At 60.4% G+C, this 25791-nt stretch carries 31 protein-coding genes and 1 pseudogene; 15 read left to right on the forward strand and 17 right to left on the reverse strand.

Annotation, left to right across the window (positions count from 1 at the left end):
- Positions 1-412: 412 nt before the first annotated feature.
- The 5 genes from JF542_RS22590 to JF542_RS22610 all read right to left on the reverse strand — a co-directional run bounded on the left by JF542_RS22590 (position 413) and on the right by JF542_RS22610 (position 3415).
- Positions 413-724, reverse strand: a complete 312-nt coding sequence (locus tag JF542_RS22590; protein ID WP_007803481.1) for a SpoIIAA family protein — start codon at positions 722-724, stop codon at positions 413-415.
- Complete coding sequence (locus JF542_RS22595) at positions 696-1661, reverse strand: cation diffusion facilitator family transporter (RefSeq protein WP_007803480.1); 966 nt, start codon at positions 1659-1661, stop codon at positions 696-698. Before JF542_RS22595 ends, JF542_RS22590 begins: the two co-directional genes overlap by 29 nt.
- Positions 1651-2214, reverse strand: a complete 564-nt coding sequence (locus tag JF542_RS22600) for a transglutaminase domain-containing protein (protein WP_207077537.1) — start codon at positions 2212-2214, stop codon at positions 1651-1653. Before JF542_RS22600 ends, JF542_RS22595 begins: the two co-directional genes overlap by 11 nt.
- A 69-nt stretch (positions 2215-2283) precedes the next feature.
- On the reverse strand, positions 2284-2904 hold the full coding sequence (locus JF542_RS22605; protein WP_008327361.1) for a cation efflux transmembrane domain-containing protein: 621 nt from the start codon (positions 2902-2904) through the stop codon (positions 2284-2286).
- 82 nt (positions 2905-2986) lie between these two features.
- Positions 2987-3415: a MerR family transcriptional regulator gene (locus JF542_RS22610; RefSeq protein WP_007803476.1), complete on the reverse strand. Its 429-nt coding sequence runs from the start codon at positions 3413-3415 to the stop codon at positions 2987-2989.
- A gap of 213 nt (positions 3416-3628) precedes the next feature.
- Between JF542_RS22610 and JF542_RS22615 the strand changes: the two genes are divergently transcribed.
- Genes JF542_RS22615 through JF542_RS22665 form a run of 11 tightly spaced genes read left to right on the forward strand, consistent with a single transcriptional unit; the run spans position 3629 to position 11248 of the window.
- Positions 3629-4195 carry an SCO family protein gene (locus JF542_RS22615; RefSeq protein WP_007803475.1) on the forward strand — a complete coding sequence of 189 codons (567 nt, stop codon included), beginning with the start codon at positions 3629-3631 and terminating at the stop codon, positions 4193-4195.
- 5 nt (positions 4196-4200) lie between these two features.
- Positions 4201-4623 (forward strand): disulfide bond formation protein B, encoded by a 423-nt coding sequence (locus JF542_RS22620; RefSeq protein ID WP_007803474.1) that lies wholly within the window; start codon positions 4201-4203, stop codon positions 4621-4623.
- The gene (locus JF542_RS22625) at positions 4620-5279 is read left to right on the forward strand and encodes a DsbA family protein (protein ID WP_007803472.1); all 660 of its coding nucleotides are present in this window, start codon (positions 4620-4622) and stop codon (positions 5277-5279) included. Before JF542_RS22620 ends, JF542_RS22625 begins: the two co-directional genes overlap by 4 nt.
- 22 nt (positions 5280-5301) lie before the next feature.
- Positions 5302-5772, forward strand: coding sequence for a copper chaperone PCu(A)C (locus JF542_RS22630; RefSeq protein WP_008327335.1), 471 nt, complete (start codon positions 5302-5304; stop codon positions 5770-5772).
- The gene (locus tag JF542_RS22635) at positions 5772-6398 is read left to right on the forward strand and encodes an SCO family protein (RefSeq protein ID WP_007803468.1); all 627 of its coding nucleotides are present in this window, start codon (positions 5772-5774) and stop codon (positions 6396-6398) included. Before JF542_RS22630 ends, JF542_RS22635 begins: the two co-directional genes overlap by 1 nt.
- Positions 6395-7768: a M23 family metallopeptidase gene (locus JF542_RS22640; protein WP_007803467.1), complete on the forward strand. Its 1374-nt coding sequence runs from the start codon at positions 6395-6397 to the stop codon at positions 7766-7768. Before JF542_RS22635 ends, JF542_RS22640 begins: the two co-directional genes overlap by 4 nt.
- A 3-nt stretch (positions 7769-7771) precedes the next feature.
- Positions 7772-8230 carry a DUF411 domain-containing protein gene (locus JF542_RS22645; RefSeq protein WP_007803465.1) on the forward strand — a complete coding sequence of 153 codons (459 nt, stop codon included), beginning with the start codon at positions 7772-7774 and terminating at the stop codon, positions 8228-8230.
- A gap of 22 nt (positions 8231-8252) precedes the next feature.
- Positions 8253-9035 carry a ZIP family metal transporter gene (locus JF542_RS22650; protein WP_007803463.1) on the forward strand — a complete coding sequence of 261 codons (783 nt, stop codon included), beginning with the start codon at positions 8253-8255 and terminating at the stop codon, positions 9033-9035.
- Between the two features lie 4 nt (positions 9036-9039).
- Positions 9040-9513 carry a signal peptidase II gene (gene lspA, locus JF542_RS22655; RefSeq protein WP_007803461.1) on the forward strand — a complete coding sequence of 158 codons (474 nt, stop codon included), beginning with the start codon at positions 9040-9042 and terminating at the stop codon, positions 9511-9513.
- The gene (gene lnt / locus JF542_RS22660) at positions 9510-11081 is read left to right on the forward strand and encodes an apolipoprotein N-acyltransferase (RefSeq protein ID WP_007803458.1); all 1572 of its coding nucleotides are present in this window, start codon (positions 9510-9512) and stop codon (positions 11079-11081) included. Before lspA ends, lnt begins: the two co-directional genes overlap by 4 nt.
- Positions 11081-11248, forward strand: a complete 168-nt coding sequence (locus JF542_RS22665; protein WP_007803456.1) for a hypothetical protein — start codon at positions 11081-11083, stop codon at positions 11246-11248. The genes lnt and JF542_RS22665 overlap by 1 nt, the downstream gene beginning before the upstream one ends.
- A 94-nt stretch (positions 11249-11342) precedes the next feature.
- Here the strand turns inward: JF542_RS22665 and mntR are convergent, their stop codons facing one another.
- Positions 11343-11801, reverse strand: coding sequence for a manganese-binding transcriptional regulator MntR (mntR, locus tag JF542_RS22670; protein ID WP_008327326.1), 459 nt, complete (start codon positions 11799-11801; stop codon positions 11343-11345).
- A 109-nt stretch (positions 11802-11910) separates the two neighbouring features.
- On the opposite strand from mntR, the gene JF542_RS22675 reads away from it, so the two are divergent.
- Positions 11911-12174, forward strand: a complete 264-nt coding sequence (locus tag JF542_RS22675; protein ID WP_224888552.1) for a hypothetical protein — start codon at positions 11911-11913, stop codon at positions 12172-12174.
- On the opposite strand, the gene JF542_RS22680 is transcribed toward JF542_RS22675, so the two are convergent.
- Positions 12168-14522, reverse strand: a complete 2355-nt coding sequence (locus tag JF542_RS22680; RefSeq protein ID WP_207287124.1) for a heavy metal translocating P-type ATPase — start codon at positions 14520-14522, stop codon at positions 12168-12170. The two genes, JF542_RS22675 and JF542_RS22680, sit on opposite strands and share 7 nt — an antisense overlap.
- 177 nt (positions 14523-14699) lie before the next feature.
- Here JF542_RS22680 and JF542_RS22685 point away from each other — a divergent pair, with 177 nt between their 5' ends.
- Entirely contained in the window at positions 14700-14987 is a 288-nt protein-coding gene (locus JF542_RS22685) for a hypothetical protein (RefSeq protein ID WP_369817429.1), read from the forward strand.
- A 47-nt stretch (positions 14988-15034) separates the two neighbouring features.
- On the opposite strand, the gene JF542_RS22690 is transcribed toward JF542_RS22685, so the two are convergent.
- The 3 genes and pseudogenes from JF542_RS22690 to JF542_RS22700 all read right to left on the reverse strand — a co-directional run.
- A complete protein-coding gene (locus tag JF542_RS22690) occupies positions 15035-15700 on the reverse strand; it encodes a L,D-transpeptidase (RefSeq protein WP_007803448.1) in 666 nt (221 codons plus the stop codon).
- Positions 15701-15893: 193 nt separating this feature from the next.
- Positions 15894-16616: a cytochrome c biogenesis CcdA family protein gene (locus JF542_RS22695; RefSeq protein WP_007803446.1), complete on the reverse strand. Its 723-nt coding sequence runs from the start codon at positions 16614-16616 to the stop codon at positions 15894-15896.
- Positions 16604-16723 (reverse strand): annotated as a pseudogene (locus JF542_RS22700) (IS5/IS1182 family transposase); the annotation flags it as partial. The gene JF542_RS22695 and the pseudogene JF542_RS22700, both read right to left, overlap by 13 nt.
- 109 nt (positions 16724-16832) lie before the next feature.
- Between JF542_RS22700 and JF542_RS22705 the strand changes: the two are divergent.
- On the forward strand, positions 16833-17477 hold the full coding sequence (locus JF542_RS22705) for a hypothetical protein (RefSeq protein WP_007803445.1): 645 nt from the start codon (positions 16833-16835) through the stop codon (positions 17475-17477).
- Positions 17478-17484: 7 nt separating this feature from the next.
- Here the strand turns inward: JF542_RS22705 and JF542_RS22710 are convergent, their stop codons facing one another.
- The 5 genes from JF542_RS22710 to JF542_RS22730 form a co-directional block, all read right to left on the reverse strand.
- Positions 17485-18822, reverse strand: a complete 1338-nt coding sequence (locus JF542_RS22710; protein ID WP_007803442.1) for an APC family permease — start codon at positions 18820-18822, stop codon at positions 17485-17487.
- 48 nt (positions 18823-18870) lie between these two features.
- Positions 18871-21216 carry a copper-transporting P-type ATPase gene (locus JF542_RS22715; protein ID WP_012187177.1) on the reverse strand — a complete coding sequence of 782 codons (2346 nt, stop codon included), beginning with the start codon at positions 21214-21216 and terminating at the stop codon, positions 18871-18873.
- 78 nt (positions 21217-21294) lie between these two features.
- A complete protein-coding gene (lgt, locus tag JF542_RS22720) occupies positions 21295-22215 on the reverse strand; it encodes a prolipoprotein diacylglyceryl transferase (protein WP_050686145.1) in 921 nt (306 codons plus the stop codon).
- 105 nt (positions 22216-22320) lie between these two features.
- The gene (locus JF542_RS22725) at positions 22321-22707 is read right to left on the reverse strand and encodes a DUF302 domain-containing protein (protein ID WP_050686143.1); all 387 of its coding nucleotides are present in this window, start codon (positions 22705-22707) and stop codon (positions 22321-22323) included.
- A 139-nt stretch (positions 22708-22846) separates the two neighbouring features.
- Positions 22847-23440, reverse strand: coding sequence for an EF-hand domain-containing protein (locus JF542_RS22730; protein WP_223229252.1), 594 nt, complete (start codon positions 23438-23440; stop codon positions 22847-22849).
- 397 nt (positions 23441-23837) lie between these two features.
- On the opposite strand from JF542_RS22730, the gene JF542_RS22735 reads away from it, so the two are divergent.
- The gene (locus JF542_RS22735; RefSeq protein WP_242533902.1) at positions 23838-24395 is read left to right on the forward strand and encodes a hypothetical protein; all 558 of its coding nucleotides are present in this window, start codon (positions 23838-23840) and stop codon (positions 24393-24395) included.
- Between the two features lie 76 nt (positions 24396-24471).
- Here the strand turns inward: JF542_RS22735 and JF542_RS22740 are convergent, their stop codons facing one another.
- Both JF542_RS22740 and JF542_RS22745 read right to left on the reverse strand, forming a co-directional pair.
- Entirely contained in the window at positions 24472-25137 is a 666-nt protein-coding gene (locus tag JF542_RS22740; protein ID WP_012187180.1) for a L,D-transpeptidase, read from the reverse strand.
- Between the two features lie 42 nt (positions 25138-25179).
- Positions 25180-25692, reverse strand: a complete 513-nt coding sequence (locus tag JF542_RS22745; protein WP_012187181.1) for a disulfide bond formation protein B — start codon at positions 25690-25692, stop codon at positions 25180-25182.
- Between the last annotated feature and the right edge of the window lie 99 nt (positions 25693-25791).

A 25791-nucleotide genomic window follows, 5' to 3' on the forward strand; every position in this document is an offset into this window, starting at 1 on the left:
CGCGGTTCAACTCGCGCTCGCTCATCATCACCCATCCCATGCCCATTCTCCCTCAGTCTATGAACGGAGAGTGACATTCCTGAATTGTTCATGGGTGACATTTTAGCTTTGCGGCTACACAATTCAATATCCGATAGTGAAGTTTATGTTAACCAACTGGCGCCCTGAGCCGCTAAAACATTACGATTTGATAATGCCCCGGCAAGGGCAGTGCCACCGTACCAAAGTTACTCCTTTGCGAAAGGAGCGACCATGTTCAGAACTTTCGGATTGCTCTTGGGTCTCGCAACTGCTGTAGTTCTTTTGTTTATGGTTTCGAACAGATGCTGTCTTCTGCGAAGGCATCTGATTGAAAGCTACTCTACCTTTCACTTGCCCAGGCGATTGCCGCCTTCATTTCCGCCGGGTCGAACTAACGGAGTTCTGCCGTGGTCAGCACGTCGGCGAACCTGGTTCCCCACTCCAACAAAGCCCCTTCGCCCACCACAGCGACGCGGCGGAAGTCATTCCTATGGGCTGTGTCGATTTTCAGATCTTCGAGCAGAGCGGACGGCCCATCGTAGCCTTCGAACCTCGTGAGATCGAGAACCAGGCCGGGCTTACTTGTCTCTTGCAGGCGCTCATGAAGCAGGGCGTGCATCCGTTTCAGGTCGCTTTCGCTGAGCTTGCCCTCGCAGGCGAGGCCAATCGTGTCGTCATGAGCTGTCAGTGTCTCGGTGAACATGGTTTTCCTCCTCTTTTTCCGGTTTGCCGTGACCGTAAAGGTCAGCGTTTTCGTGTGCGCGGTCTTCGTGCTCAAATTCCAGACTCGAATGACCGATGCTGAAATCGTCCTTCAGCCGGTCCTTGATCGCGGCCTTGATCTTTTCGATTTGACCCCAGCCGTCCGCTGTCAGCACGACGTGGCAGTCCAGAGCCGCCTCGTGCTCCTGCATCTGCCACAGATGCACGTGATGAACGTCCGCGACACCATCCACACCCCGCATCGCCTGAACGACGGTTTCATTATCGATGTCCGGTGGACTGCCGAGCATCAGCGTCCGAATCGGACCGCCGATCTCGGTAAATGCGAGGTAGAGGATGTAGAGAGCGATGCCGATGGTGATCGCCGGGTCGACCCACCGCATGTTGTAGAGGAGGATGAGCGAGCCGCCGATGATGACCGCCACGGAGGCCAAAGCGTCCGATAGGTTGTGCAGGAAGAGCGCACGGATGTTCACGCTGCCTTTCTGCATCGAATAGGTGAGCAGCGCCGTCAACGTGTCGACGACCAGTGCCACACCGCCCAGGATCACCACCGTCCAGCCCTGTACCTCTGGTGGGTCGATCATGCGCATGCCACCCTCGTAGATCAGGTAGAAGCCGATCAGGATAAGTGTCGTGTAGTTGATGAGCGCTGCGACGATTTCTACCCGCCCATAGCCGAAGGTCATGCGCTTGTCCGCCGGGCGGCGAGCGATCTTACGCGCGAAGAAGGCGATCACCAGCGACGCCATGTCCGAGAAATTGTGGAGGGCATCCGCGATCAGCGCGAGGCTGCCGGAAAGGATCCCGCCGACGATCTGCGCGACCGTCAGGAGGCCGTTGGCCCAGATGGCGATGGAGACGCGACGATCACCGGATTGAGGATCGATGTGGGCGTGGCCGTGATCATGCGGCACGGTTCGTCTCCTCATGGCGGTGGTTCGGCCGATCGAATCCGGGGACCGGCGGCAAGATTCCGCGGCGGATGCGGCGAACCCTGGCATTCATCCAGTGACGGATGACGTGGCGATAGAGCAAGTCGCGCACAAATCCGAAGTTCTGGCGGTGATTGACCCATCCGTCGCCCAAGTCCACCTCTACCCAGGAGTGGAGGATTTCGGACGGCGCGAGGGGATAGACGAGTTCCGGAACGACGCCTCTCTGAAGCGCCTTGTGGATTGTGAACCCGTGCAGTCGGCAGCGAACTCCCACGCCACGCAGCAGGGCCATGAGGAGCGTGCCCTTGGTTTTGCACTGCCCGTGGCCATCTGCGAGGACCTCGGACGCCGGAATGTCGTCGGCGCGGTTGTAGCCGAAGGTAATCTCGTTCCTGACGAAATCGTAGATGGCCCCAATTCGGTCGTCGCTGGGAAGGTCTGCCCAGCCGCGCTCCTCGATCAGTTTTGCAATTGAGGTCGCGTCAAAATCCAGCAGCCGGGTTTTGGCCAAATGAGGGTCGGCGGGGTTCACGGGATACCTCCTCGAATCGTTCACGAGAATATGTAGTTGCTACAGTCACTGTAGCTTCAAGCCCCGATTTCAGGCCGAGTCCTTGGTTACCTGATCGTCATTGTGCACCGCCTTGTGGTGTTCACCATGCGCGTCTCTCAGGATTCCGACGCCACCCCAGGCCGCGATGCCGGCGACAATCACGCCCACGACAAGGTCCGGCCAATTCGTTCCGAGCCAGGCTACGAGCCCGCCTGCGACGACGATTCCGAGATTGGCCGCGAAGTCGTTCCAGCTGAACGTATTCGCCGCTCGGATGTTTACGTCTGGATCGCGAAGCCGTGCCAGCAGCCAGACGCAAAGTGCGTTGATGGCCGCCGCTACCAGCGCCATGACAATCATGATCGTGCCAAGAGGATCCGATCCGCCGACGTAGCGGCGCCACGCGTCATACAGGATTCCAAGGGCGAAGAGGATCAGCAGGCCGCCCGAAACGTTCGCCGCTCCGCGCTTCCACTTGGCGGAGCGGGACAGCGCGAAGAGGCTGATCGCGTAGACGAAACTGTCCGACAGATTGTCGAGGCCATTGGCGATAAGCGCGCTTGACTCGCCGAATGCGCCCGAGGCGAAGAAAGCGACTGCCAGCCCGATGTTGAGACCCAGCACGATCCAGAGTGTGCGTCTTTCCGTTGCGTTTCTCTGCTCCGCCATGCCGGGTATCCAAATTAGTGAATTGCCAATGAGTAACTAACACCGGGCTTTTTGCGTTCCGATCAAAGGTCGTCGAAATTGCTCAGGCGCCGATCTCTTCATGGTCGGTCAGGCATTCGGAATGGTCGCGCAGTACCTCGAGCACACGGCAATCAGAAGTCTGTCCGCCGCTGCACTCATGCACCATCCGCTTCAATTCCGTCCGCAGCGCCTCGAGCCGCGCCAATCGTTGCTCGACCTGTTTGAGTTGCCGACGGGCTATTGCATCCGCCTCAGCGCAGGACTTTCCCGGATGATCGCTGAGATCGAGGAGCTCACGGATCGCGTCCAACGAGAACCCCAGTTGCCGTGCGTGCCGGACGAATGACAAGCGGTCGAGTTCGGCGTCGCCATAGCGTCGTTGGCCCCCCTCGGTCCTGCCGGGCTCAGGCATAAGTCCGATCTGCTCGTAATACCGGATGGTCTGCACCTTTGTTCCGGTCTTCTTCGCCAGCGTCCCAATCGTCAGCATTTCCGCTCCCCACATTACCTACAGTGGGTGTAGCTTTATGCGGTGCGCATCACAAGCTTCACCCGAGTTTCACAGATCGGTGATTGTTGGCCGATCGATGACAATCACGCTTGAACCTACAGTAGCTAGAGGATGTAAACGCACACAAAATATAGAATCAGGTTCGGGCGGAGCGGCGTGAGGCTTTCAGGTCTTCAGAAGGTATTGTGGGTGTTGGCGGGCGCGGCGGCGTTCGTTTTCATCTGGCTGTTGCTATGGTCCGACTACCGTGCCGATCTTGCCCGCACCGAGAGTGAACCACCGTTTCTTGCTGATTTCGAACTGACCGATCATCGCGGCATGGTCCAAACGGACGAAGATTTCGCAGGGCGCTGGATGCTGGTCTTCTTTGGCTTCACCAATTGCCCCGACGTCTGTCCGACAACACTGTCCGAAGTCGCGGCCGTGATGGAGGGCCTGGGCGATGAGGCAGCAATGGTTCAGCCGATTTTCATAACGATTGATCCGGAGCGGGATACGCCGACTGCACTTGCCGAGTATGTGCCCCTGTTCGACGCAGGGATCATCGGGCTGACCGGTACACCGGAGCAGATCGCCGCGACATCCGAAACCTTTCCGATATTCTTTGAGCGGATCGAGCAGGCGACTGCGCCGGGCGGATACACGATGGGTCACACGTCGCATCTTTTCCTTTTCGACACGCAAGCAGGCTTCGCGGACTCCTGGCCCTACGGCACGCCCGCCGAAGAGATCCTCGCCGATCTGAGACAGAGGATCTGATCGTCATGACCCGACTTTCCGGAGAGACGGCCCTTGGCCTGGCCTGGATCATCGCGCTCACCGCGTCGCTTGCCGTGCTCTTCATCGGCGAGGTTCTGGGGCAGACACCTTGCGTGCTCTGCTGGTTCCAGCGTGCCTTCATGTTCCCCTTGGCCATCATCCTCGGGCTTGGGCTGTGGTGGCAGGATCGGCGCGTGGGTCGCTACGGGATCGCGCTGGCTTTGGGCGGTGCCGCCGTCGCGCTTTGGCACTTGGGCCTCTATGTCGGCGTTATCCCCGAGCGTATCCAGCCCTGCACGGCGACCGGCCCATCCTGTACCGACGACAATCAACTGGTCTTCGGCATTCCGATTCCTTTGATGGCGCTCGTCGCCTTCGCGATGATCGGTCTGCTGTCGGCTCTCTCACTGAAGGAAACACAAAAATGAAACGACGCGGCCTCATCCTGTCCGTTCTCGCGCTCGGGGTCGCCGGTTTCGGCGGTGCCGCCTGGTATGCCACCCGCCCCGACCCGATTGCCGCGTCCGATCCCATCGACCCTGAAATGGCCGACGCGCTGATCCGACCCTATTCCCCGATCCTCGGGCCCGAGGATGCGCCCGTAACCATCGTTGAATTCTTCGACCCGGCCTGCGAGGCATGCCGCGCTTTCTATCCGGTCGTCGAGGATATCATGGCGGAGCACGGAGACGCGGTGCGCGTTGTAATCCGCTATACGCCTTTTCACGGCGAGGCGTCGGTAGAAGCGATCCGTGTGCTCGAGGCGGCGCGCATGCAGGACGTGTTTGAACCTGTGCTCGAGGCAGTCTTGCGAGAGCAGCCCAGATGGGCGTCTCACGGGACCCCGGCACCCGGATTGATCCTTGAGATTGCAGCAAGCGGAGGTCTGGATGTCGAAGCTGCCCGGACACAGATGCTGGCCCCCGGTGTTGTGGCGGTGCTCAACCAGGACCGCGCCGATGTCGAGACAGTCGGGGTCCGCCAAACGCCCACGTTCTTCGTGAACGGCAAGCCTCTCGATCCGTTCGGTGAGGCCGAATTGCAGAGGCTGGTGGCAGTGGAAGTTGCGGCAAGCCAAAGCTGATTTGCGGAGGCAGGAGAAACGAGTGGTGAAGAAGTTGAGATATACCAATGCATTGGCCGTGCTTTTGACGGTTGCAGGGCTGTCGGCCCCCGCACTGGCCGGTTCGGAGGATGTCGTGGTCGAGAATGCGTGGTCCCGCGCCTCGATCGGCGTCAACAGGCCAGGTGCCGCCTATATGACCGTGCGCAACACGGGTGAAGACGCCGTTACGCTGACCGGACTTGCGACACCGCTGGCAATGATGCCCGAGATCCATGAGTCGAAAACCAACTCCGATGGCGTCAGTTCCATGGCGCCTGCAGGCGAGATCACGATTGAGCCCGGCCAAAGCGTGGCATTGGAGCCGGGCGGGTTGCACGCCATGCTCATGAAGCTGCAAGAGCCGATGACCGAAGGCGAGAATTTCCCGCTGACACTGACCTTCTCGGATGGCGGCAAGGTGACGGTCGAGGTCCCAATCCTCGGAATCGCCGCGCGTGGACCGGAGGGCTGATGCAACGTCGGCAGCTCCTTCTATACGGCGCAGCCGGTGCCGGCGTTCTTGGCCTGACGCTCTTCGTGGGCTGGTGGCGGGTGGACGGGCCCGGTGCGCCTGAACCAAAAGGGCAGCGGCCCCTGCCCCTATCGGCGATGGAGTTCCGGCTGACCGACCACGAGGAAAATGAGGTAGGGCCTGGCAACCTGATCGGTCGTCCCACAATGGTGTTTTTCGGGTTCACCTACTGCCCGGACGTCTGCCCGACGACCCTATCGGATATTTCCGGCTGGCTTGAGGAACTGGGCGACGAAGCATCAGAGATGAACGTGGTCTTCATCACGGTCGACCCGGAGCGGGACACGGTCGAGGCCATGGCCGAATATGTCGGCTATTTTCATCCGGTCATTCGTGGCTGGACGGGGCCGGAAGACCAAATTGCCCGCGCTGCAGAAGGGTTTCGTGCCTCATTTGAGCGCGTCCCGACTGAGGGCGGCGGCTATACGATGAACCATACGGCAAGCGTATTCCTGTTCGATGCCGAGGGTGAGCTCGTCACCATGATCGACTATCACGAGCAAAGAGAATTCGCGGTGCCGAAGATCCAGCGCGCACTGACAGAAGACGTAGAGGGGGCAACATGAAGATAAGAACTGTCTTGGCGGCCGTTGCGGTCGCAGGCGCATTTTCGGTGACCGCCATCGCCATCTCTGGCGTTCTGTCCAAAGAACCGGTGCCCCCTGCGATTGCTGAAGCGACCCTCTGGACTCCCAATCCGCTTGCGCCGCCTCGGATTACCGAAACCAATTCGGTCCGCCCTACACTCGCCCAGGCGGATATCGCATTCGAGTTCAGACCCCGGCCGCTCCTGACCGTTTCCCCCGCTGATACCTCCTTGCCATCTATCGAGCCCCCGCTGGTCACCTGGTCGCGGGAGATTGCGTCCGGCGAGACGCTTGATGCGGTCCTTTCCGATGCGGGGCTGGATGCTTCGGATCGCGCCGAAATCGCCTTGGCGATTGGCACGGAATACGATCTGCGCCGTCTGCGTCCGGGTCACATCATTACGGTGGTTTCCACAACGGACGACAACCCGCGTCGTGTAGAGCTCGCCGTCGAAGACGGTGTCCGGATAGAGGCGGTCTTCGGCGAACAGCTTGCCGCCCGCGTGTTGGACCCGGATCCCGAATTGGTGACTTTCGCCGGCGAGGCGGTGATCGAGAGCTCGATTTTCGCCGCCCTGAACACGGCAGACATCCCCGCCCGTTTTGCGGTGGACCTGGCGCAGATGCTGGGCGGCACCGTGGATTTCCGTCGTGATCTTGCGGGTGGCGAGACGATGCGCCTCCTTTGGCGCGAGGCCCGAGACGGGAACAAGAGGATTGGTCAGCCCGAGCTTGCCTTTGCCGCACTGGATATCGATGGCTCGGTCTATGAAATCGTCTGGCCGAACGACGGCAGCGGCCAAGCGACGATCTATGTCGACGGAGAAGTCCTGCGCGTGTTTGCGCAACCGGTCGAAGGTGCACGGCTGAGTTCTGTGTTCGGGCGCCGCACCCATCCGGTCTACGGCAATGTACGGATGCACACAGGAGTCGACTTCGCGGCGGCGCGCGGCACGCCGGTACAGGCGACGGCGCCGGGCCGCGTTAGCTTCATCGGCCGACGCGGTGGGTATGGCCGGGTCGTCGAGATCGCTCATGGCTCCGACACCCTGACGCGCTATGCGCATCTGAGCGCCGTACCGGACGGGCTCACACAAGGGCAACGCGTGATGGCCGGAGATATGATCGGGCGGGTCGGTGCGACGGGTACCGCGACAGGCCCCAACCTACATTACGAAGTGCTGGTGGACGGTCGCCCAACCGACCCTCTCTCTGACGACCGATTGGCAGAGGCGGCCGAGCGTGAAGCGGACGACACGGCCGCGCTTGAGCGACTGCGTGAGGCGCGTTCACTTCTTGCTGAGAGGCTCGCCAGCGAATTTGCACAGACGACAACCGAAAGGCTTTGATCCATGAAACGATTTACTCCCGCCCTTGCCATCGCATTTGCCTTGCTTCCTGCGGCGCAGGCCGTCGCAGAGGCGATTCAGATCGACGTCCGGAAGACAAACGGCTGCGGCTGTTGCCTGTCCTGGATGAAGCACCTCGAGGAGAATGGCTTCGCGCCGATGGGCGAGGACATGTTCGGAGGATCTCTTGTGCGCTTCAAACTCGACAATGGCGTGCCGCAGCGCATGGTCTCCTGCCATACGGCTTTGGTCGACGGCTATGTGATCGAGGGCCACGTGCCGGCGGCTGACATCCAACGCCTGCTGGAGGACCGGCCAGACGCGGTAGGCCTGGCGGTGCCGGGAATGCCCTACGGGTCGCCCGGCATGGGACCGGAGGACGACCGGGAGGCTTACGATGTCTTCCTGATCCACGAAGACGGATCGACCGAGGTCTACACCAGCTACTCGGCTCCTGACTGAACTCGCGGCAGAACCTTAACAATTGGAACCCCTCTCCCCCATAGCGCTTGGCTTTCTTGGAAGCCTGGCCGCCGGATCGCTGACCGCGGTCGGGGCGGTCCCCGTTCTTTTTGGGCGCATCCCGTCCCGGGCCACGCGCGATCTGCTGCTTGGCTTCGCGGCGGGTGTCATGCTCGCGGCTTCGTTCTTCTCGCTGATCATCCCGGCTCTCGACGCAGCTGAAGGACAGTTCGACAACGGTGCTCTCCCGGCGGCCATCGTATGTGTTGCGATCCTGCTTGGCATGGGCGCGATCGCTCTGATGAACGAACGGCTACCGCATGAACATTTCAAGACGGGGCGGGAAGGTCCCGACGCCGCATCGCTGCGGCGCGTCTGGCTTTTCATCATCGCGATCACTATCCACAATTTTCCCGAAGGGCTTGCCGTCGGCGTCGGGTTCGGGGCTGACGGTTTGTCGGGCGGGTTGCCACTTGCGATCGGTATTGGATTACAGAATGCCCCCGAAGGTCTGGCGGTGGCGGTTTCGTTGCTCGGCGAGGGCTATTCCAGGCTTCGCGCCTGGGGCATCGCCGCTCTGACCGGTCTCGTCGAGCCCGTCGGTGGACTTCTCGGCGCAGGGATTATCAGTCTTTCGCAACCGCTGCTGCCCTGGGGTCTCGCCTTCGCAGCAGGTGCGATGCTCTACGTCATCAGCCACGAGATCATTCCGGAAACCCACCGATCCGGCCATCAGAACAGGGCGACGCTCGGCCTCGCCGTTGGTCTTGTGATCATGTTGTTCCTCGACGTCTGGCTGGGATAAGCTGATGAGAACTTGCCTCTTCGTCGGTCTGCTTGCTGCGCTGATCGCCTTTCTTGTCGATCAGGCAACGAAGGCAATCGTTGTGTCCAATGCGACTGTTCTTAGTTCCGGCGTATCGGTCTTTCCCGGCTTCAATCTCATCTACCTGCGCAATGACGGAGTGACCTTCGGGCTTCTCGGCGGCGCGCCGTGGTGGAGCCTTGTCTTACTGGCGCTTGGCATCTGCGTCTGGCTGGCGTTCATGCTGGTCCGTACCAGCAGCCGGGTCGAGGCCATTGCCTATGGTGCGATCATCGGCGGTGCACTCGGAAATATTCTGGACCGCCTGCGCTATCGTGCGGTGACGGATTTCCTCGATTTCTACATCGGGACGGCGCACTGGCCTGCCTTCAACATGGCCGATGTTTTTGTGGTTGGCGGCGTGATGCTGCTGCTCATTGCGCCGTGGGTTGGCGCTCGACTTCAGACCGATTCATGAAGCCGGGATTGCCGCAGTTCGTTAGTGAGGACCTGAACCTGTTCCAGCGCATGGGTCTTGCCCTTGCTGCCGGCGGATTGACGGTTTTGACTCTTCCGCCGTTTTCTTGGCTCATCGCGGTCCCTGTCGCCTTCTCCGTGCTCTTTATCGTTCTCCGGAACATCTCAACCTCGCGCGCTTTCCTTGTCGGTTGGGCTTTCGGACTGGGCCAATTCGGGATTGGAATTTCCTGGATCGCCGAGAGCTTTTACGTCGATGCCGAACGTTTCGGCGCACTGGCGATTCCGGCGGTCGCGGGTCTGTCCGCCGGACTTGCCATCTTCCCGGGCATGGCGGCGATGCTTTTTGCCGCCATCATGCAGCGCCGAGCTGTCGGCGGCATTGCGGCGGGCCTGCTGTTTGCAACCTGCTGGGTGGCCACGGAATGGCTGCGGGGTCATGTCCTGACAGGGTTTCCCTGGAACCTTGCCGCTTATGCCCTTGTCGACTATGCCGCCCTGCGCCAACCCGCCGCCTGGGTCGGAAGCTACGGTTTGGGCTTTCTCACGGTCTTCATCGGCATATTGCCAGGTGTGTTGACTGTGGCGGCGCCAAAGAGACGCGCGCCTGTTCTCGTGCTCTTCGCCGTTGCTGTGGCGGGTTTCTGGGTTGGCGGTGCGCTTCGGTCAGGGCAGGACATGCCGCCGACAGACGTTGCTTTGCGCATCGTCCAAGGCAATGTGCCACAAGTCGAGAAGTGGGTACCGGGCAGCCGCCAGCGAACCTTGGAAAAATACCTGGGCTTGTCCGCGCAACCCGGACGTTTCGATTTGCTGCTTTGGCCGGAAACGGCCTTCCCCGGCTTTCTGGACGAAGATGCTGCGGCACGCGCGCGGATATCTGCAGCTTTGCCAGACGGCAGGATCCTACTGACAGGTGCGCCTGACCGAGTGGAGGGCGATGGGGGAACCAGATATTTCAACACGGTTCAGGCCTATGACGGCAGCGGCGAGGTTCTGACGGGGTATGCAAAACATCATCTTGTTCCGTTCGGGGAATATGTGCCCCTGAAAGGCTGGCTGCCCATCGAGCGGCTGACCGAAGGGTTGGGCGATTTCACGCCGGGACCAGGGCCGCGCACGCTGGCGATCCCTGGCGCGCCTCTGGTCGCGGTGGCGATCTGTTACGAGATCATCTTTCCGGGCCACGTGGTCGATGACCTTTTCCGCCCCGACTGGATATTCAACGCCACAAATGATGCCTGGTTCGGAACCAGCATCGGACCCGAGCAGCACCTCGCCTCCGCGCGGATGCGCGCGGTCGAGGAGGGACTTCCCGTGGTCCGGGCGGCCAACACTGGGATATCCGCGATCATCGACGCCAATGGAAATGTCGTCGCGCGTCTTGATACCGGGGAAACAGGCACCATTGATGCCGGCCTGCCGGGCGCGCGTACTCCAACGCCCTATGCGCGGTTCGGCGACTGGACCTTGTTGGTTCTTGTTTTTGGGTGCTGGGTCTTCGGCTGGCTGGCCAGTTTGCTCGGACGAGATCCCGATGCGCGGCATTTTGGAACGGAGGTATCCTGATGCTTGTGATCGTGAGCGCTATCGGAGGCGCGATCTGGGGTGGCTATCTGGCACGACGGAGGAGGGGGAATCACCTGGATATCCTCCAATATGCGGTAGCGTCTGCGATCGCCTTCGGACTTGTCGCCCTGTTTGCAACCATCGTGCTGTCGCGGGTTCTCGGCTAGCGAGCTTCGAAATTGCGCAAACGTGTCAGCGGCTTGAAGACCTGATAGCTCGAGGTCCCGATAGAGAATCGCGCGAATGTGCATCTAGGCGAGCTCATTTCTGATTGAGCCGTCGCTCGAACGCCTCCAATGTCGTCCCGCTGACGTGATGCTCGATCCCTTCCGCATCGCGTTCCGCGGTCTCTTCGTCGATTCCCAGGCTCAGAAGAAAGGCGACGACGACCCTGTGGCGGCGTCGACAGATCTCCGCGAGGTCCTGCCCGGCATCGGTGAGGAATATCGCGCGGTATGGCTCCCGCCGGACCAGACCAGCAGCCTTGAGCCGCGAGATGTTCTTGGTCACGGTCGGCGGCTTCACGCCAAGCCGCTCGGCGATCTCGACCGGTCTGGCCTCCCCGCGCGTCTCGATCAGTTCCGCGATCAGTTCGACGTAATCCTCCGCCATCTCGCTTTCATGTGCCTGACGCACGGTCGCAAAGCCATCGGCCTGCGCCTCGGGAGCCCGGTCGACCGCTTCGAATGGCTCACGCCCTTGTGATTGTAGCTTTGTCATACTCGGGACTTTGCAGCGAAACAGCGGGATTGACAACTTGTTTGCTTCGGGTAGATAAGTTAGCCATGTCTAACTTTTTACTTTGGAGGCCGTGGTGATGCGAAATATTATGAGAGTGCTGCTCGCCACACTCGCAAGTGCGCTCCTCCTGTCCGGACCTGTCGCCGCGACGCCGGCCAAGGAGGCGCCTTGGCTTCCCGAGGCAGCGGCCTACCGTCTGACGCTCTTTCTTGGAAATCTCGAGCCTCTGCCCTGGGACGACATCGAGACCGCCTGGACGGAACCCTACCGGGGTTCGGAATTCTCTGTCGGGGCGCTGGCGTGGCTGGACCGCAAAAGCGATATCGAGCTACCGAAACCGCCGGATCAATGACCGTGCGCCAGTGCTCCTTTCGCCATCTGCTCGCCCACCGGTTCTCCGCCTGAAGGCCCGGCCTCAACCTGATGGCCGTTCAGGAGCCGAAGTGCGTTGGCGACCACCAGCAGAGACACGCCTACATCCGCAGCAATGGCGCCCCACATTGAGGCCATACCGAACGCGGTCAGCCCGACGAACAGCGCCTTGGTCGCCAGCGATATGCCGATATTCTGGTGGATGATCGTCATGGCACGGCGCGAATGGCCGATAAGCCAGGGTACCTTGCCGATGTCGTCGGTCATCAGCGCGATGTCGGCCGTCTCGATCGCGGCATCCGATCCGACAGCGCCCATGGCGATGGCATAATGCGCCCGCGCCATGGCCGGTGCGTCATTCACACCGTCGCCGATCATCGCCACCATGTCGTGGCTTTCGACGAGTTCCTCAATGGCCGTCACCTTGTCTTCTGGCAAAAGTTCGGCGCGCACCTCGTCGATGCCGACTTCGGCTGCCACCGCGCGCGCGGTGCGTTCGTTGTCGCCCGTCAACATCACGATGGTCTTCACACCCTGCGCATGCAGACGCGCAACGATCCCCTTTGCATCTGGGCGGATGCGGTCGCGAAGCTCCAGTACGCCGGTCACGCCGGTCTCGTCACCCACGGCAACGAGGGTGCTCCCTGCCCCTTCGATCCGATCCCGCAGATCCGCCGGAATGGCATTGCCGAACCCCTTCTCTTCGGCGAAGCGATCCGAGCCGAGCCAGATAGCGCGCCCGTCGGCGCGTCCTTCCAGACCGCGCCCGGGCACGGTACGGGTGTCCTCTGCGGCAGACACGGAAACACCATCGGCTTCGGCGCGCGAGAGGATGGCGCGTGCCAGCGGGTGTGAAGACCGCGCCTCCAGGCTTGCTGCCAGCGCCATGAGATCGCGTGCGGAAACGCCGACCAGTGGGTGAACCGCCGCCACCTCAGGCTCGCCCATGGTGATCGTCCCGGTCTTGTCCATCGCCAGTGCCGTGGTCCGCCCCGGCGCCTCGACATAGGCGCCGCCCTTGATGAGCACCCCCGCCCGTGCCGACGCGGTCAGCGCTGCCACGATGGAGACCGGCGTAGAAATGACCAGCGCGCAAGGACATGCGATGACCAGAAGGACCAGAGCATTGTAGAACCAGTAGTCCCAGGCGCCGCCGAGCAGCAGTGGCGGCACCAGCGCGATGGCGATCGCCAAAGCCATCACGATGGGTGTGTAGATGCGCGCGAACTTGGCCACCCACTGTTCGACCGGCGCGCGGCGGGCATGGGCATCGCCCACCATGCGAATGATTTTCGCGAGCACCGTGTCCGAGGCGGCCTTCGTCGCCCGCACCGTCAGTGTGCCCTCGCCGTTGATCGTGCCGGCATAGACCTCGTCGCCTGGTTCCTTGGGCACTAGCGCGCTTTCCCCAGTAATTGGGGCCTGATCGACGGCCCCTGCCCCGTCCACGACCTCACCGTCGAGGGGGATCCGGTCGCCGCCGCGCACGATAAACCTTGCATTGACTGCCACGGCCGCGGCCGGAACGTCGGATTCAGATCCGTCGTCGTAAAGAACCCGCGCCGTTGGCGGCGCCAGATCGAGGAGCGCGGAAACCGCATTACGCGCCCGCCCCACGCTCCAGCTCTCAAGATAAAGCGAAAGCGAGAAGAAGAAGGCGACCGTCGCGGCCTCAAAAAACTCGCCGAGGCCGATGGCGCCCGCGACGGCCACCACCATGAGCAGGTTCATGTCGGGGCTAAGCCTCCGCGCCGAAGACCAGGCCTTGGGCGCGACAAGCCAGACGCCAAAAAGAATCGCGACGGCGAAGATCCCTGCTTCCACCATAGGCATAGGCACCTCGCCATGGCCCGCAAAGAGCCCGAGCGCGCCGCCCATGCCGGTCTCGACAATGTGAAAAAGGAATCCCGCCGCCCAGAAGCCGCCGCTCAACGAGGTAAAGCGCTTCTGACGTGCCAGATGCGCCGCCTGGTCCTCTGCTGCGTTGTCGGCATCCCATGGCTTGGCGCTCATGCCGGTCGTTGCGACCAACTGCGTGACTTCGTCGTCTGGTATCCTCTCGGCGCTATCGAGGATGGTCATTCGCCCGTTGATCACGTCGAATGCCAGGTGTTCGGTTCCGCCCACTTTCGGCCCGACAACCCGGTTCAGGATCGCCACCTCTTCGGCGCAATCGAGCCCGGAGACCTGAAAGCTCCTTCCGCCAGACGGCGCTGGCGCCGTGGACGCGACGTCCTTGCTGGCGTCGCAACAGGAGTTGCCTCTTGGGTCAGAATGCTCTTGATCACCCGGATGGCCGTGATCGTTGCGGTTGCCGTCGGAAGACATGGATTGACCTCAGGATTCATTGATTCCACATTGACATAGCCCCTACAGTAACTAGAGCTTCAAGGGCAACAAGTGGATATTCGTCCAGCAAGAAAGGCGCCCTGCGGAGGCTTGAAGCTAGCCGCCCCCTTGAAACGACGCGGTTGGAGCAACGCTTGCCGGTACGAAGCGATCAGAATGAGTGAGGTAGACATGCAGAAACGAAACGCGCCGATTATCGCAGCGACATTGGTGCTTGCTGGCTGCGCGGTGCCAACGCTGGACGACGGCGGCGCTCGCAACGAAGTGGGAAGTGTTCCCGAGGCCGTCATTGCCCTTGCTGCGCCTGGTCAGGATCTCACCACGGCGCGGCTTCGTCCCGAGGATGGCTGTTATTGGTATGAACACAGCGGTCCGGTGGAAAACACCTTGGTTCCGCTACGCTCGGCAGGTGGCAACCCCATCTGCACTTCGCGCCAGTCCTGATCAGCCCATAGATGCGTCAAGCCCACGCGTAACACATGATGCGCCAGTCAACTTCTCGGGGTGACGCTGTCTTCCGCCGAGTACAGGAATGCCGTCGAGCCAATCTCGACGTTGGGATAGAGATCATTGATGTGTGCCATGACCATTCGGACGCAGCCGGAACTCGCACGGCCGCCAATGCTTCTTGGATACGGTGTCCCGTGAATCCTTAGATAGGTGTCTCGGTCGCCGACGAAGAGATAGAGGGCTCGCGATCCGAGCGCGTTTTCAGGTCCGGGTTCCATACCGTCAGCGATATCGGCGTAAAGCTCTGGGTCGCGGTCGATCATGTTTTGTGTCGGCTGCCAATGCGGCCACCTGACCTTGCGCTTGATCGTATAGGTGCCCGGTTCGTAAAGTTTACCGCGCGCGATCGCCACGCCATAGCGCATCGCCGTGCCGCCTTCTTCGATGTGGTAGAGATAGCGCGCAACAGCATCGACATGGATATCACCGGGTACAAGTCCGTCCTTCGCGAGGACCCGCTGTGGCAGGAAGCGAGGGTGAAGGCCCCAAGGGTTGGACGTGGCCGGGTCGTAGCCGGGAGGTGTAACCTGTGCGTCCCAAGCTGCCTTCTGCGCATCGGTAGGCCACGTGTCTGCAAGGAGCGGGCTGGATATCGATGCCGAAAACAGCGCGGTGGTCGTCTGGATGAAATGTCGTCTTGTCAGCATATAGATTGCTCCGTTCACGCATTGGACGGCAAACCGAACCTTACCCCGAACGCAGTGTTGTTCGCCCGGGAAGGAGTGAGGCGTTATTGGCAACTTGCTCCATGGTGCCGTTCTTTGTCGGTGGCTTAACTCCTAAAGCTACTAGAGGTTCAAGAAAATTTTCTGTTATCAATAGACGCTGCTACTAATGGAGCTATCCGATCCGTCCCAGAACCGGAAATACGTCGAGCATCCAGTATGACAGCGCGCTCAACTGCCCTGTCATCATCGCCAGCCCCATCAAGATCATCACTATGCCCGCAAGCTGGTGGAGGCGGCGGCCAACCCGGCCGATGGCCCGCAACCGTCCCGCGATCTGGTCGGTGAATCCGGCCACGATCAGAAACGGTATTCCAAGGCCGGCGGAATAGACGGCAAGCAGCATGATACCTTCGCCCATCGTGGCACTCGCCGCACTGGCTGTCAGGATCGCGCCGAGGATCGGGCCGATGCACGGAGTCCAGCCGAAACCGAAGGCAAGACCGAGGACATAGGACGCAGCGGGTTGGCCCCCGGGGATGTTGAGATTGAATCGGAAGTCGCGTTCCATGACCGAAACACGCGCGGCTCCTATCATGAAGAGCCCGAAGAAAATGATGATGCCGCCCCCAACGAGGTTGAGTTCATACCGCCACCGAAGCAGGGCCTGACCCATTGCAGTCGCGGATGCGCCAAGTCCCATGAAGATGGTGGAGAAGCCGAGGACAAAACACAGGCTCAGCCAGACCGCGCGCGACGGCGAAGCGCCGACCACCCCGCCCTCAGCGGCTGTGCGCCCGGTTACGTAGGAGACATAACCTGGCACAAGAGGTAGCACGCAGGGGGACAGAAATGATATCGTGCCGGCTAGGAGGGCGGCGGTGAGGGCGCGCGCCAAGTGATGTCTTCGTCGACCCAGATCAGCAGGGACCCCCGCTTGCGCAGCGATGCGTTGTAGCTGGACCAGTTGGTCGTACGATAGCGGGCGGGAGATGGGTTGCTCATGGAATGCGGCTAACAGCATGGGTTCGCGAAGGGAATCCTGAGGCGTCAGACTTGTGCAACAACGCCCCGTATCATCGACCTAGTGGTGCCCACATGGCAGGCTATTTCAATGGATAGATTTTTCTCTATCAGTATGCCCGCGGCTCAGTTTGTTAGAAATGTCCTGCTGTTCAGCTTCGCTGCATTACTGCCGGTCCTGTTGTTCTACGTCTTACTGGCTCCGGGCTTTGCTCCGGCTCTTGCTGCCGGCGGACCGGCACTCATGCGCTTACTAAGGCAGGTTGCGACCAACGGTTTGCCCGTGGTTTTTGCCGTCAACTATGTCAGTTTTTTCCTTTTCGCTATGACAAAGCAACCAAAGGCGGGCTCAAGAGACACGGCGTTTTTCGTGCTGGTCGATGTCTTGCTCAGAGCCCTTCTCTTTCCAGGTCTCCACGTGCTGATATACGTTCTATCTGCCGACTGGTTCGGGTCATTCGGCGGCAATCGTTCAACCGCTTTGGCGGTTGTATCCCCGACTCTTGCGCGTTCGGCGTTTTTCGAGAACATCTCCGGCGTTTACCTCTATGCGACTATGATAAGCGCGTTGCCGCTCTACGTCTCGGCTTTCGGGCGGTCGGAATTTCTTGGACCGGTTGTACGTCGCTTGCCCATGAACACGGGCGTGATGCTGCTTGCCCTGGCTGCGTTTGCCTTGTCGGTCGGGCTGATCACGATCGGCGCACAAGGCATCGCATCTCTTCAGGCCAGGTGATGGCAGGCTAATCACCGTGGGCGTGGGCGGGGGCGGGGGCGACTTGCGGTGCCACCCATTGCGACAAGTAAACGCGCTCGAAGGCGAACACAGCGATCATCCCGACAGCGGCGTAGAGAACGATCATCGGGTCGCTTTGAAGCTTCATCACGGTGAAAGCTGCCAGTACTATCGCATCGAGCGCCAGGGCAGTCAAAAGCACGATACCGAAGGCGCCGACGTCTGCTCGACGATAGCGGAACACGCCCCAATGTATGATCATGTCCATGACGAGGTAAAAGAAAGCACCGAGGGATGCGATCCGGCCTAAATCAAAGAGCACGGCCAACGTCGCGGCGATGACGACAGTATAGACCAGGGTGTGGCGTTGGATGGGACCTGGCATACCGAAGTGGCTGTGCGGGATCATTTCCATGTCGGTCAGCATCGCCAGCATACGCGACACCGCGAAGACGCTGGCCAGAACGCCGGACGCCGTTGCGACAGCGGCCAGGATCACCGTGAGTATGAAGCCGGTTTGTCCAAGGGCGGGCTGCGCCGCTTGTGCCAGCGAATAGTCACGCGCTGAGATGATCTCCTCGATCGTGAGACTCGAACCGACCCCGTAGGCGACCAACAGGTAGACGACGACGCAGATTCCGATAGAGAACATGATCGCTCGGCCAACATTGCGATTTGGTTCAGTGATCTCGGCTCCGCTGTTGGTGATCGTGGTGAATCCCTTGAACGCAAGGATGGCCAGCGCCGTAGAGGCGATGAACCCCGTGAGCCCGTAGGATTGTGAGGTCTCGGACGCCGCGGCGAACGCAAAACCACTGGACCACAGGGCCGCGATGCCAAACAGAGCTATGCCTCCGATCTTGATCGCGGCCATGATCAACGAGAACAGCCCGACCGAGCGGTTTCCGGCCATGTTCACCAAAAAGGCGAAAACGATCACGGCCACAGCCAGAGCGGGGACCAATGGGCCACCTTCGATATCGAAAGGGCGCAGGACATAGGTGGCGAAGGTTCGCGCGACGAGGCTTTCCGCGATCACCATGCTGAGCGCCATCAGCAGTGCGGCCCCGCCCGCGATGGCTCCGGGGCCATAGCATTTCTGCAGGATCATGGCGATGCCACCCGAGGACGGCCATTTGTTCGACATCCTGATGTAGCTGTAGGCGCTGAAGCTTGTGACGACCGCGCCGGCGATGAATGCAAGCGGGAAAAGCGGGCCGGCGAGCTGCGCGATTTGCCCCGTCAACGCAAAGATTCCAGCGCCGATCATCACGCCTGTCCCCATCGCAACGGCTCCGCCCAGACTGATGGAATTTTCGCGGTACGTTTCTTTTTCGCTCTGCATAAATGGCCCCCTTTTAATTTTGGTTCATCCGAACGCTGTTGCGCGCTTCTAGATACGAACGCCGCGAAGGCGCAGCGAATTGAGCACCACCGAGATTGACGACGCGCTCATGGCGAAGGCAGCAAACATCGGACTGATGAGGATGCCAAAGAAGGGAAACAGAACTCCCGCCGCGACCGGCACGCCGGAGGCGTTGTAGATCAGCGCGAAGAACAGGTTCTGGCGGATGTTGCGCATCGTGGCCCGGGCGAGCCGCCGCGCACGCACGATACCATCAAGGTTGCCCTTGACCAGCGTGACGCCCGCGCTTTCGATGGCCACATCGGCGCCGGTGCCCATGGCGATGCCGACATCGGCCTGCGCGAGCGCGGGGGCGTCGTTGACGCCATCCCCGGCCATGGCGACCTTGTGGCCCGCCTCTTGCAACTCAAGGATGATCCGCGCCTTGTCCTCCGGCAGCACGTCGGCCCGGATCTCATCGATTCCGAGCCGCGTGCCGATGGCCTTGGCCGTGCGTTCGTTGTCGCCGGTCGCCATGATGACGCGGAACCCCAGTTCATGCAGATCCTCGATGGCTTCTGGCGTGGTCTCCTTCACTGGGTCGGCGACAGCAACTAGACCGGCGATCTCGCCATCCAGCACAACGAACATGACCGTCTCGCCTTCGTCGCGGCGGGCATTGGCCTTGGCGGTCAACGCGCCCGCCTCGAGCCCCAATTCGCGGATCATCGCCAAATTGCCGAGCGCGACCGCTTTGCCGTCAACGACCCCCTTGACGCCCTTGCCAGTGACCGCCTCGAAGTCCCGTGCCTCGTCCATTTTGACATCTCGCTCCTCCGCACCCCTGACGATCGCTTCGGCCAAGGGGTGCTCCGATCCGCGCTCAAGCGATGCGGCGAGACGCAAGACCTCGGCTTCGTCGTGGCCGGGTTGCGGGAGTACGTCGACAAGCCGCGGCTTGCCTTCGGTCAACGTGCCGGTCTTGTCGACGATCAGGGTATCGACTTTCTCGAACCGCTCCAGCGCCTCGGCGTTCTTGATCAGCACCCCTGCCTGAGCGCCCCGTCCTGTCGCTGTCATGATCGACATCGGTGTCGCCAGGCCAAGCGCACAAGGACAGGCGATGATCAGAACCGCCACCGCCGAAATCAATGCGTAGGAAAGCGCAGGCGCGGGCCCCCAGATCGCCCAGGCGATGAAGGACAGGACCGCGATACCGATGACGGCCGGAACGAAATATCCCGCCACCTTGTCGGCGTATTTCTGGATCGGGGCGCGCGAGCGCTGCGCGTTCGACACCATCTCGACAATTTGAGCCAGCATCGTGTCGGACCCGACACGCGTCGCCTCCATCACCAGACTGCCGGTGCCATTGATCGTCGCGCCGGTCAGCGGGTCGCCCTCGGTCTTCTCGACCGGCACGGGTTCACCGGAGATCATGCTTTCGTCGACCGAGGACCGGCCGTCCAGAACCACGCCATCGACCGGCACCTTGTCACCGGGCCGCACGCGCAGCCGGTCCCCGACTTGCACGTCCTCCAGCGGGATTTCCTCCTCGGATCCGTCGTCCCGGATGACCCGCGCGGTCTTTGCCGCCATGTCGAGAAGCGCGCGGATCGCCTTGCCGGTCCCCTCGCGGGCGCGTAGTTCCATCACCTGGCCGAGCAGCACCAGCGTCACGATCACCGCCGCCGCCTCGAAATAGACGCCGACATGGCCTTCGGAGTCTCGGAACCCATCAGGGAATATGTCCGGTGCGAGAACGGCAACGACGCTGAAGAGCCAGGCGGCTAGAACGCCCATGCCGATCAGGGAAAACATGTTGAGGTTCAATGTGCGGAAGGAAATCCATCCGCGTTCCAGAAACGGCCAGCCGCACCACAAGACCACTGGCGTTGCCAGGATCAATTCGATCCATTGTGTAGTGCTTTCGCCAAAAAACGTCCGGACTGCGGGGAAACCGACGAAAGGCCCCATCGTGAGGACAAGGAGCGGGATCGTCAGGACTGTGCCGACCCAGAACCGCCGTGTGAAATCCACCAGTTCGGGATTTGGACCTTCATCGCCCGGCACACCGGATTCCAGTTCCAATCCCATACCACAGATCGGACACGCGCCCGGATCAGGCTGCCGCACCTGAGGGTGCATCGGGCAGGTGAAAATGGGACCATCATGTCCTGTAGGAACCAGATCATATCGGCCATCGGCCGGCGTGGCACCCGCGTGGTGTTCGTGATGATCATGTGCTGAATGGACCTCGAGCTCCGATTCCGGCACGAGGTGCATCCCGCATTTCGGACAATTGCCGGGCTCGTCCTGCCGCACCTCAGGGTGCATGGGGCAAACGAATACCGAAGAAGCTGCTGTGGTTTCAGAACTGTCGGGAGTGCTCATTTTGCGGTCCTTTCCGAGAATGCTTCTCTTGCCTAGGGCTTCCATCCGCGGGAGGGTCAAGAGAGATCAGTACGGCGATTACATTGCGGCTCTGCGGGGTGGCGCTGTCCGGCCCCGTTCCCGCCGGGCGAACACGATCAACGCCAGCCCGACCAGCGCCATTGGCATGGAGAGCAACTGGCCCATGGTCAAACCCCACTCACCAAAATGAAGCGCATGGCCGATCGGGTTGTCCGCCGTCACAAATTGTTGGTCCGGTTGCCGGAACATCTCGACGAAACTTCGGGCAAGACCATAGCCGGTCAGAAACACGCCAGCCAAGGCACCGGGCATTTTCAGCCAGCCCCGGCCCCAAGCGAGATAAATGAGCAGCATTCCAAGAATGAGCCCCTCCAATAGCGCCTCGTACAGCTGGGACGGGTGTCGGGCGCAGAGGCCACTAATCCCTGGGCAGGCCTGCGCGACTTCGCCGGGAAAGATCACCGCCCAGGGAACGTCCGTCGGCCGCCCCCACAACTCATTGTTGGTGAAGTTCGCCAGCCTCCCAAGAAACAAGCCTGGCGGTGCCGCCAAAGCCAGCAAGTCGCCAGTGCTGAGCAAAGACGCGTTCTGTCGAAGGCAGAACAGCAAGGCAGCGATGACAACGCCCGCGAACCCCCCGTGGAAGGACATGCCGCCTTGCCAGACCATCAGAATTTCCAAGGGATTTGCGAGATAATATGCAGGCTGGTAGAATAGTACAAAGCCTAGGCGACCACCAGCAATCACGCCGATGATGATCCACGTCAGAAGATCTTCGATCTGCGTCCGGTCAAGCGGCGGTCCAACTGATGTCCAGAGCGCGGGACGGCTTATCGCACTCAAACAAATGCGCCAGCCAATCAGGATACCGAAGATATAGGCTAGCGCGTACCAGCGGAGTGCGAATGTGACCCCCCCGATGTCGAAGGAGATGAGGTCGGTTCCAATATCCGGAAATGGCAATCCCGCTGGCAGCACTGGGTGAGTTCCTCATCAGGAATTTACGTGGGGATTAGATGGCATTGATCGAGCACCGCTAAAGGCGCTCGATCTGCGACAGGGCATCCAACGCCCATCCCGCCATCACGCGGCGTCGAGGGCGTCCCGGAGTAGATCGCGGACTTCGCCGGCGACCGCGTCCAGGTCTTGGTTCTGCACCGCCTGCATCGAAGCGACAGGATCGACCGCGCTGACCTCGGTGTCGCCGTCCACTTGCCGCAGGATGACATTGCAGGGAAGCATCGCACCGATGCGAGGCTCGATCTCGATGGCTTTGTGCGCCATGCCCGGATTACAGGCCCCGAGAATGCGGTAAGGCGGCATGTCCGCATCAAGTTTCTTTTTCATCGTCGCTTTGACGTCAATCTCAGTCAGAACGCCGAAGCCCTTGTCTGCCAAAGCATCCCGAACACGCATCTCTGCGTCATCGATATTGGTGTCTTTCAGGACGCGATCATAGGTATAGGCCATGGGAATTTTCCTTTCCGTGTCTCTATTTTTTGGCATAACGAGGCTAAACGGTTCAGGTCGCGGTTCGGTTCAATGTCCCGGCCGAGAACGGTTTTGGCGTTTTGAGGACGGGTGCCGGAAAAAACCGGCACCCATTGGCTCAGTTGTCCTGCATCATGGAGCCGTTGCCCATGCCCTGACCGTTGCCCGGCCGCGCAGGCGCATCTGCCATGTTCGACCGCATCATCTGCATCCGCTCCATCCTATCGGCCGGAGCGGCCATCTCTTCCGGCGTCACCGCGCCGTCGCCATCGGCATCGAGGTGTTGAAAACGATCCACCATCATTTCGCGGATCATCGCGCTGTGGAGAGCTTCAAACTCGGTAATCGAGAGGTTTCCATCCCCGTCGCTGTCAAACTCGGAAAGCTTGGCCTGCAGCTGCGTGCGCATTTCTTCCGGCGTCGTTGTGCCGTCTCCATCGGTGTCGAACATTTGCATCATGCCGCCAGCCATGCCTGCGCCCATCATACCACTGCCCATGCCTGCGCCCATCATGTTTCCGTGCATGCGCTGCATCATGTCCATCATTCCGCCCATGTTCCCCATCATGCCCGGACCACCGTTCTGCATCATGCCTGCCCCACTTTGGGCACCAGGTTGACCACTGTGCCCATGGTTGGCATCCGCCAAGGCGACGCCACCAAAGGCGGTTGCAGCCAGAGTCATTGCAGCGAGTAGAGTATTGCGTTTCATGTCGATCACCTCGTGTCAGTGTTACGATAGCCACCATATGGGATGCACCTGCAGATGCGGAATGCCACGCGAGCCGGTGTTTTGTATCGCGAGGTCACAAAGGCGGGGTCTGTTACAAATTGCGACAAATCAATTCGGGGCGAACGCTCCTCTTAATCTGAGACTTGCGATATCCAGAGAAAAACCTGTCGAGGAGTCGCGTACCAACCGACACCGAACCCGTGTTTCGGTGGACGTGAAATCCGGAAGAGTTGGTGTCGAGAGTGGTAGAGGACCTGAATATCCCGAAAATTCAATTATTCAGCCCATGGCAGGAGGCTGCAGGGTGCTCTTTTTGAACCGCATTTTCTCAGTTCTAACCTTGGTAATTTTGGCGGGGTGCGGCGCAGGAAACGACATGCGCCCGGATGCTTCAGCCGAAGTCATCAGTAGCGCATCCTACCGTCACGATGGACCGGCCGCGCTGACGTTGTACACCATGATCAACAACAGGTCCGGGGCGGGTGCGCATAGCAGCGTCATGATTAATGGGTCGCAGCGTGTTATCTTCGATCCGGCAGGAACGGTCCGGCTGAGCGCTGTACCGGAACGGGGAGATGTGCTTTATGGCATTACTCCACAAGTGGTCGATTTTTATGCGCGGGCTCATGCTCGCGAGACCTACCATGTCGTCATACAAGAGATCGATGTGTCTCCCGAAGTCGCGGAGCAGGCTTTGCGCCTTGCAATTGCCAGCGGCCCAGCCGCTTCCGGTTTTTGTAGTGCCAGTACCTCCGCGGTACTCAGACAATTACCAGGATTTGAATCCATCGGACGCACATTTTTTCCAAAGCGCCTGATGGCGGATTTTGGCAAGTTGCCGGGCGTGCGAACCACAAAGCTGTTCGAGAACGATGAGGACGACAAATCCGTAGCGATCGCACAGTTCGAAAGTTCACTTGCGACACAGCCGTGAGTGTTCGTCCAACAATTCATTGGAAGATGTCCCTGCACGACGCAGTCCTCGGCGTGTGAGCCAAAGATGCAATAGGTTAGCTTCGAGCGGTAACGCTGTCTTCGGCCGAGTAAAGGAACGCCGTCGATCCGACAGCGACATTCGGATAGAGATCATTGATGTGGGCCATCACCATGCGCACGCATCCCGAACTGGCCCGGCCGCCAATGCTGCGAGGGCTCGGCGTTCCGTGAATTCGAAGGTACGTATCCCGATCTCCGACGAATAGATACAAAGCCCTGCTGCCCAAGGCATTGTTGGGGCCGGGCTCCATACCGTCGGCAAACCGCTCGTAAGCCTCCGGATCGCGTTCGATCATTGACTGCGTTGGCGTCCAGTGCGGCCATTCGACCTTTCGGCGGATCGTATAGGTGCCGGGTTCATAGAGATCGCCCTTGGCAATCGCCACCCCGTATCGCATCGCGGTGCCACCTTCCTCGATATGGTACAGATAGCGCGCGATCGCATCGACGTGAATGTCACCCGGGCGCAAACCGTCATTCGCCAAAACGCGTTGCGGCAGCAGCCTGGGATGCAGCCCCCATGGGTTGGTTGTTGCCGGGTCATAGTTGGCGGGCGTGATCTGCGCATCCCAAGCTGCTTTTTCGGCTGTTGACGGCCAGGTCTTAGCGAATGCTGGCGAACTCAGAGACGCTGAAAACAGCGAGCCGGAAAGTGCAAGGAAGTGTCGTCTTGTAACCATGAAGCGAAGCCCTTTGTTTGTTTTCGATGAATGCGGGACGATTCAAGAAACGTCCGCGACCCCATGCCACCGAACCTTTTGATGTCTTGCGATCGCGACCAACCAGAGGCAAGCAAGGACACCGCTTAGGATCGCGTTCCAACTGGCCATGGACAACGTCAGAAATTCCCAGACAACCTCACTGCACAGAACAAGATTGGACGTATTTGAACTGGCAGAGGGCAGCAATTCCGATACCGACATTTGGGAAACATCGAGGCCGGATCCCGTGCAAGAAGTCGGTCCCTCCCACCAGCCGCGCTCGACACCGGTATGAAACACTCCCAACGCGGATGTGCTGAGTACCGACAGGGCACCGATTATCAGGATTGGCAAAATCGGCAGAGCAAAGAGCAACAGAGCGCCCATTCCAATGGCGATTGCGTGTGGGTAGCGTTGCCAGATGCACATTGCGCACGGCGCGTACCCAAGAGCCTGGAAAACGAAGGCCCCCAACAGCAAGGCGGCTGATCCTGCCGCCGCAGTCATGCCGAGAGATTTTGGTGTCAGGGTCAATGAACGCTCCCATTGGCAGTCGATGGACCTGTTTCTCGCTTGTCAGGTTACGTAGACGGCGAAAGGCCTGTTATCATTCAGAGATTTGTAACGGTATGT

This window comes from Salipiger bermudensis, from assembly GCF_017309175.1.
GTDB classification, from domain to species: domain Bacteria; phylum Pseudomonadota; class Alphaproteobacteria; order Rhodobacterales; family Rhodobacteraceae; genus Salipiger; species Salipiger bermudensis.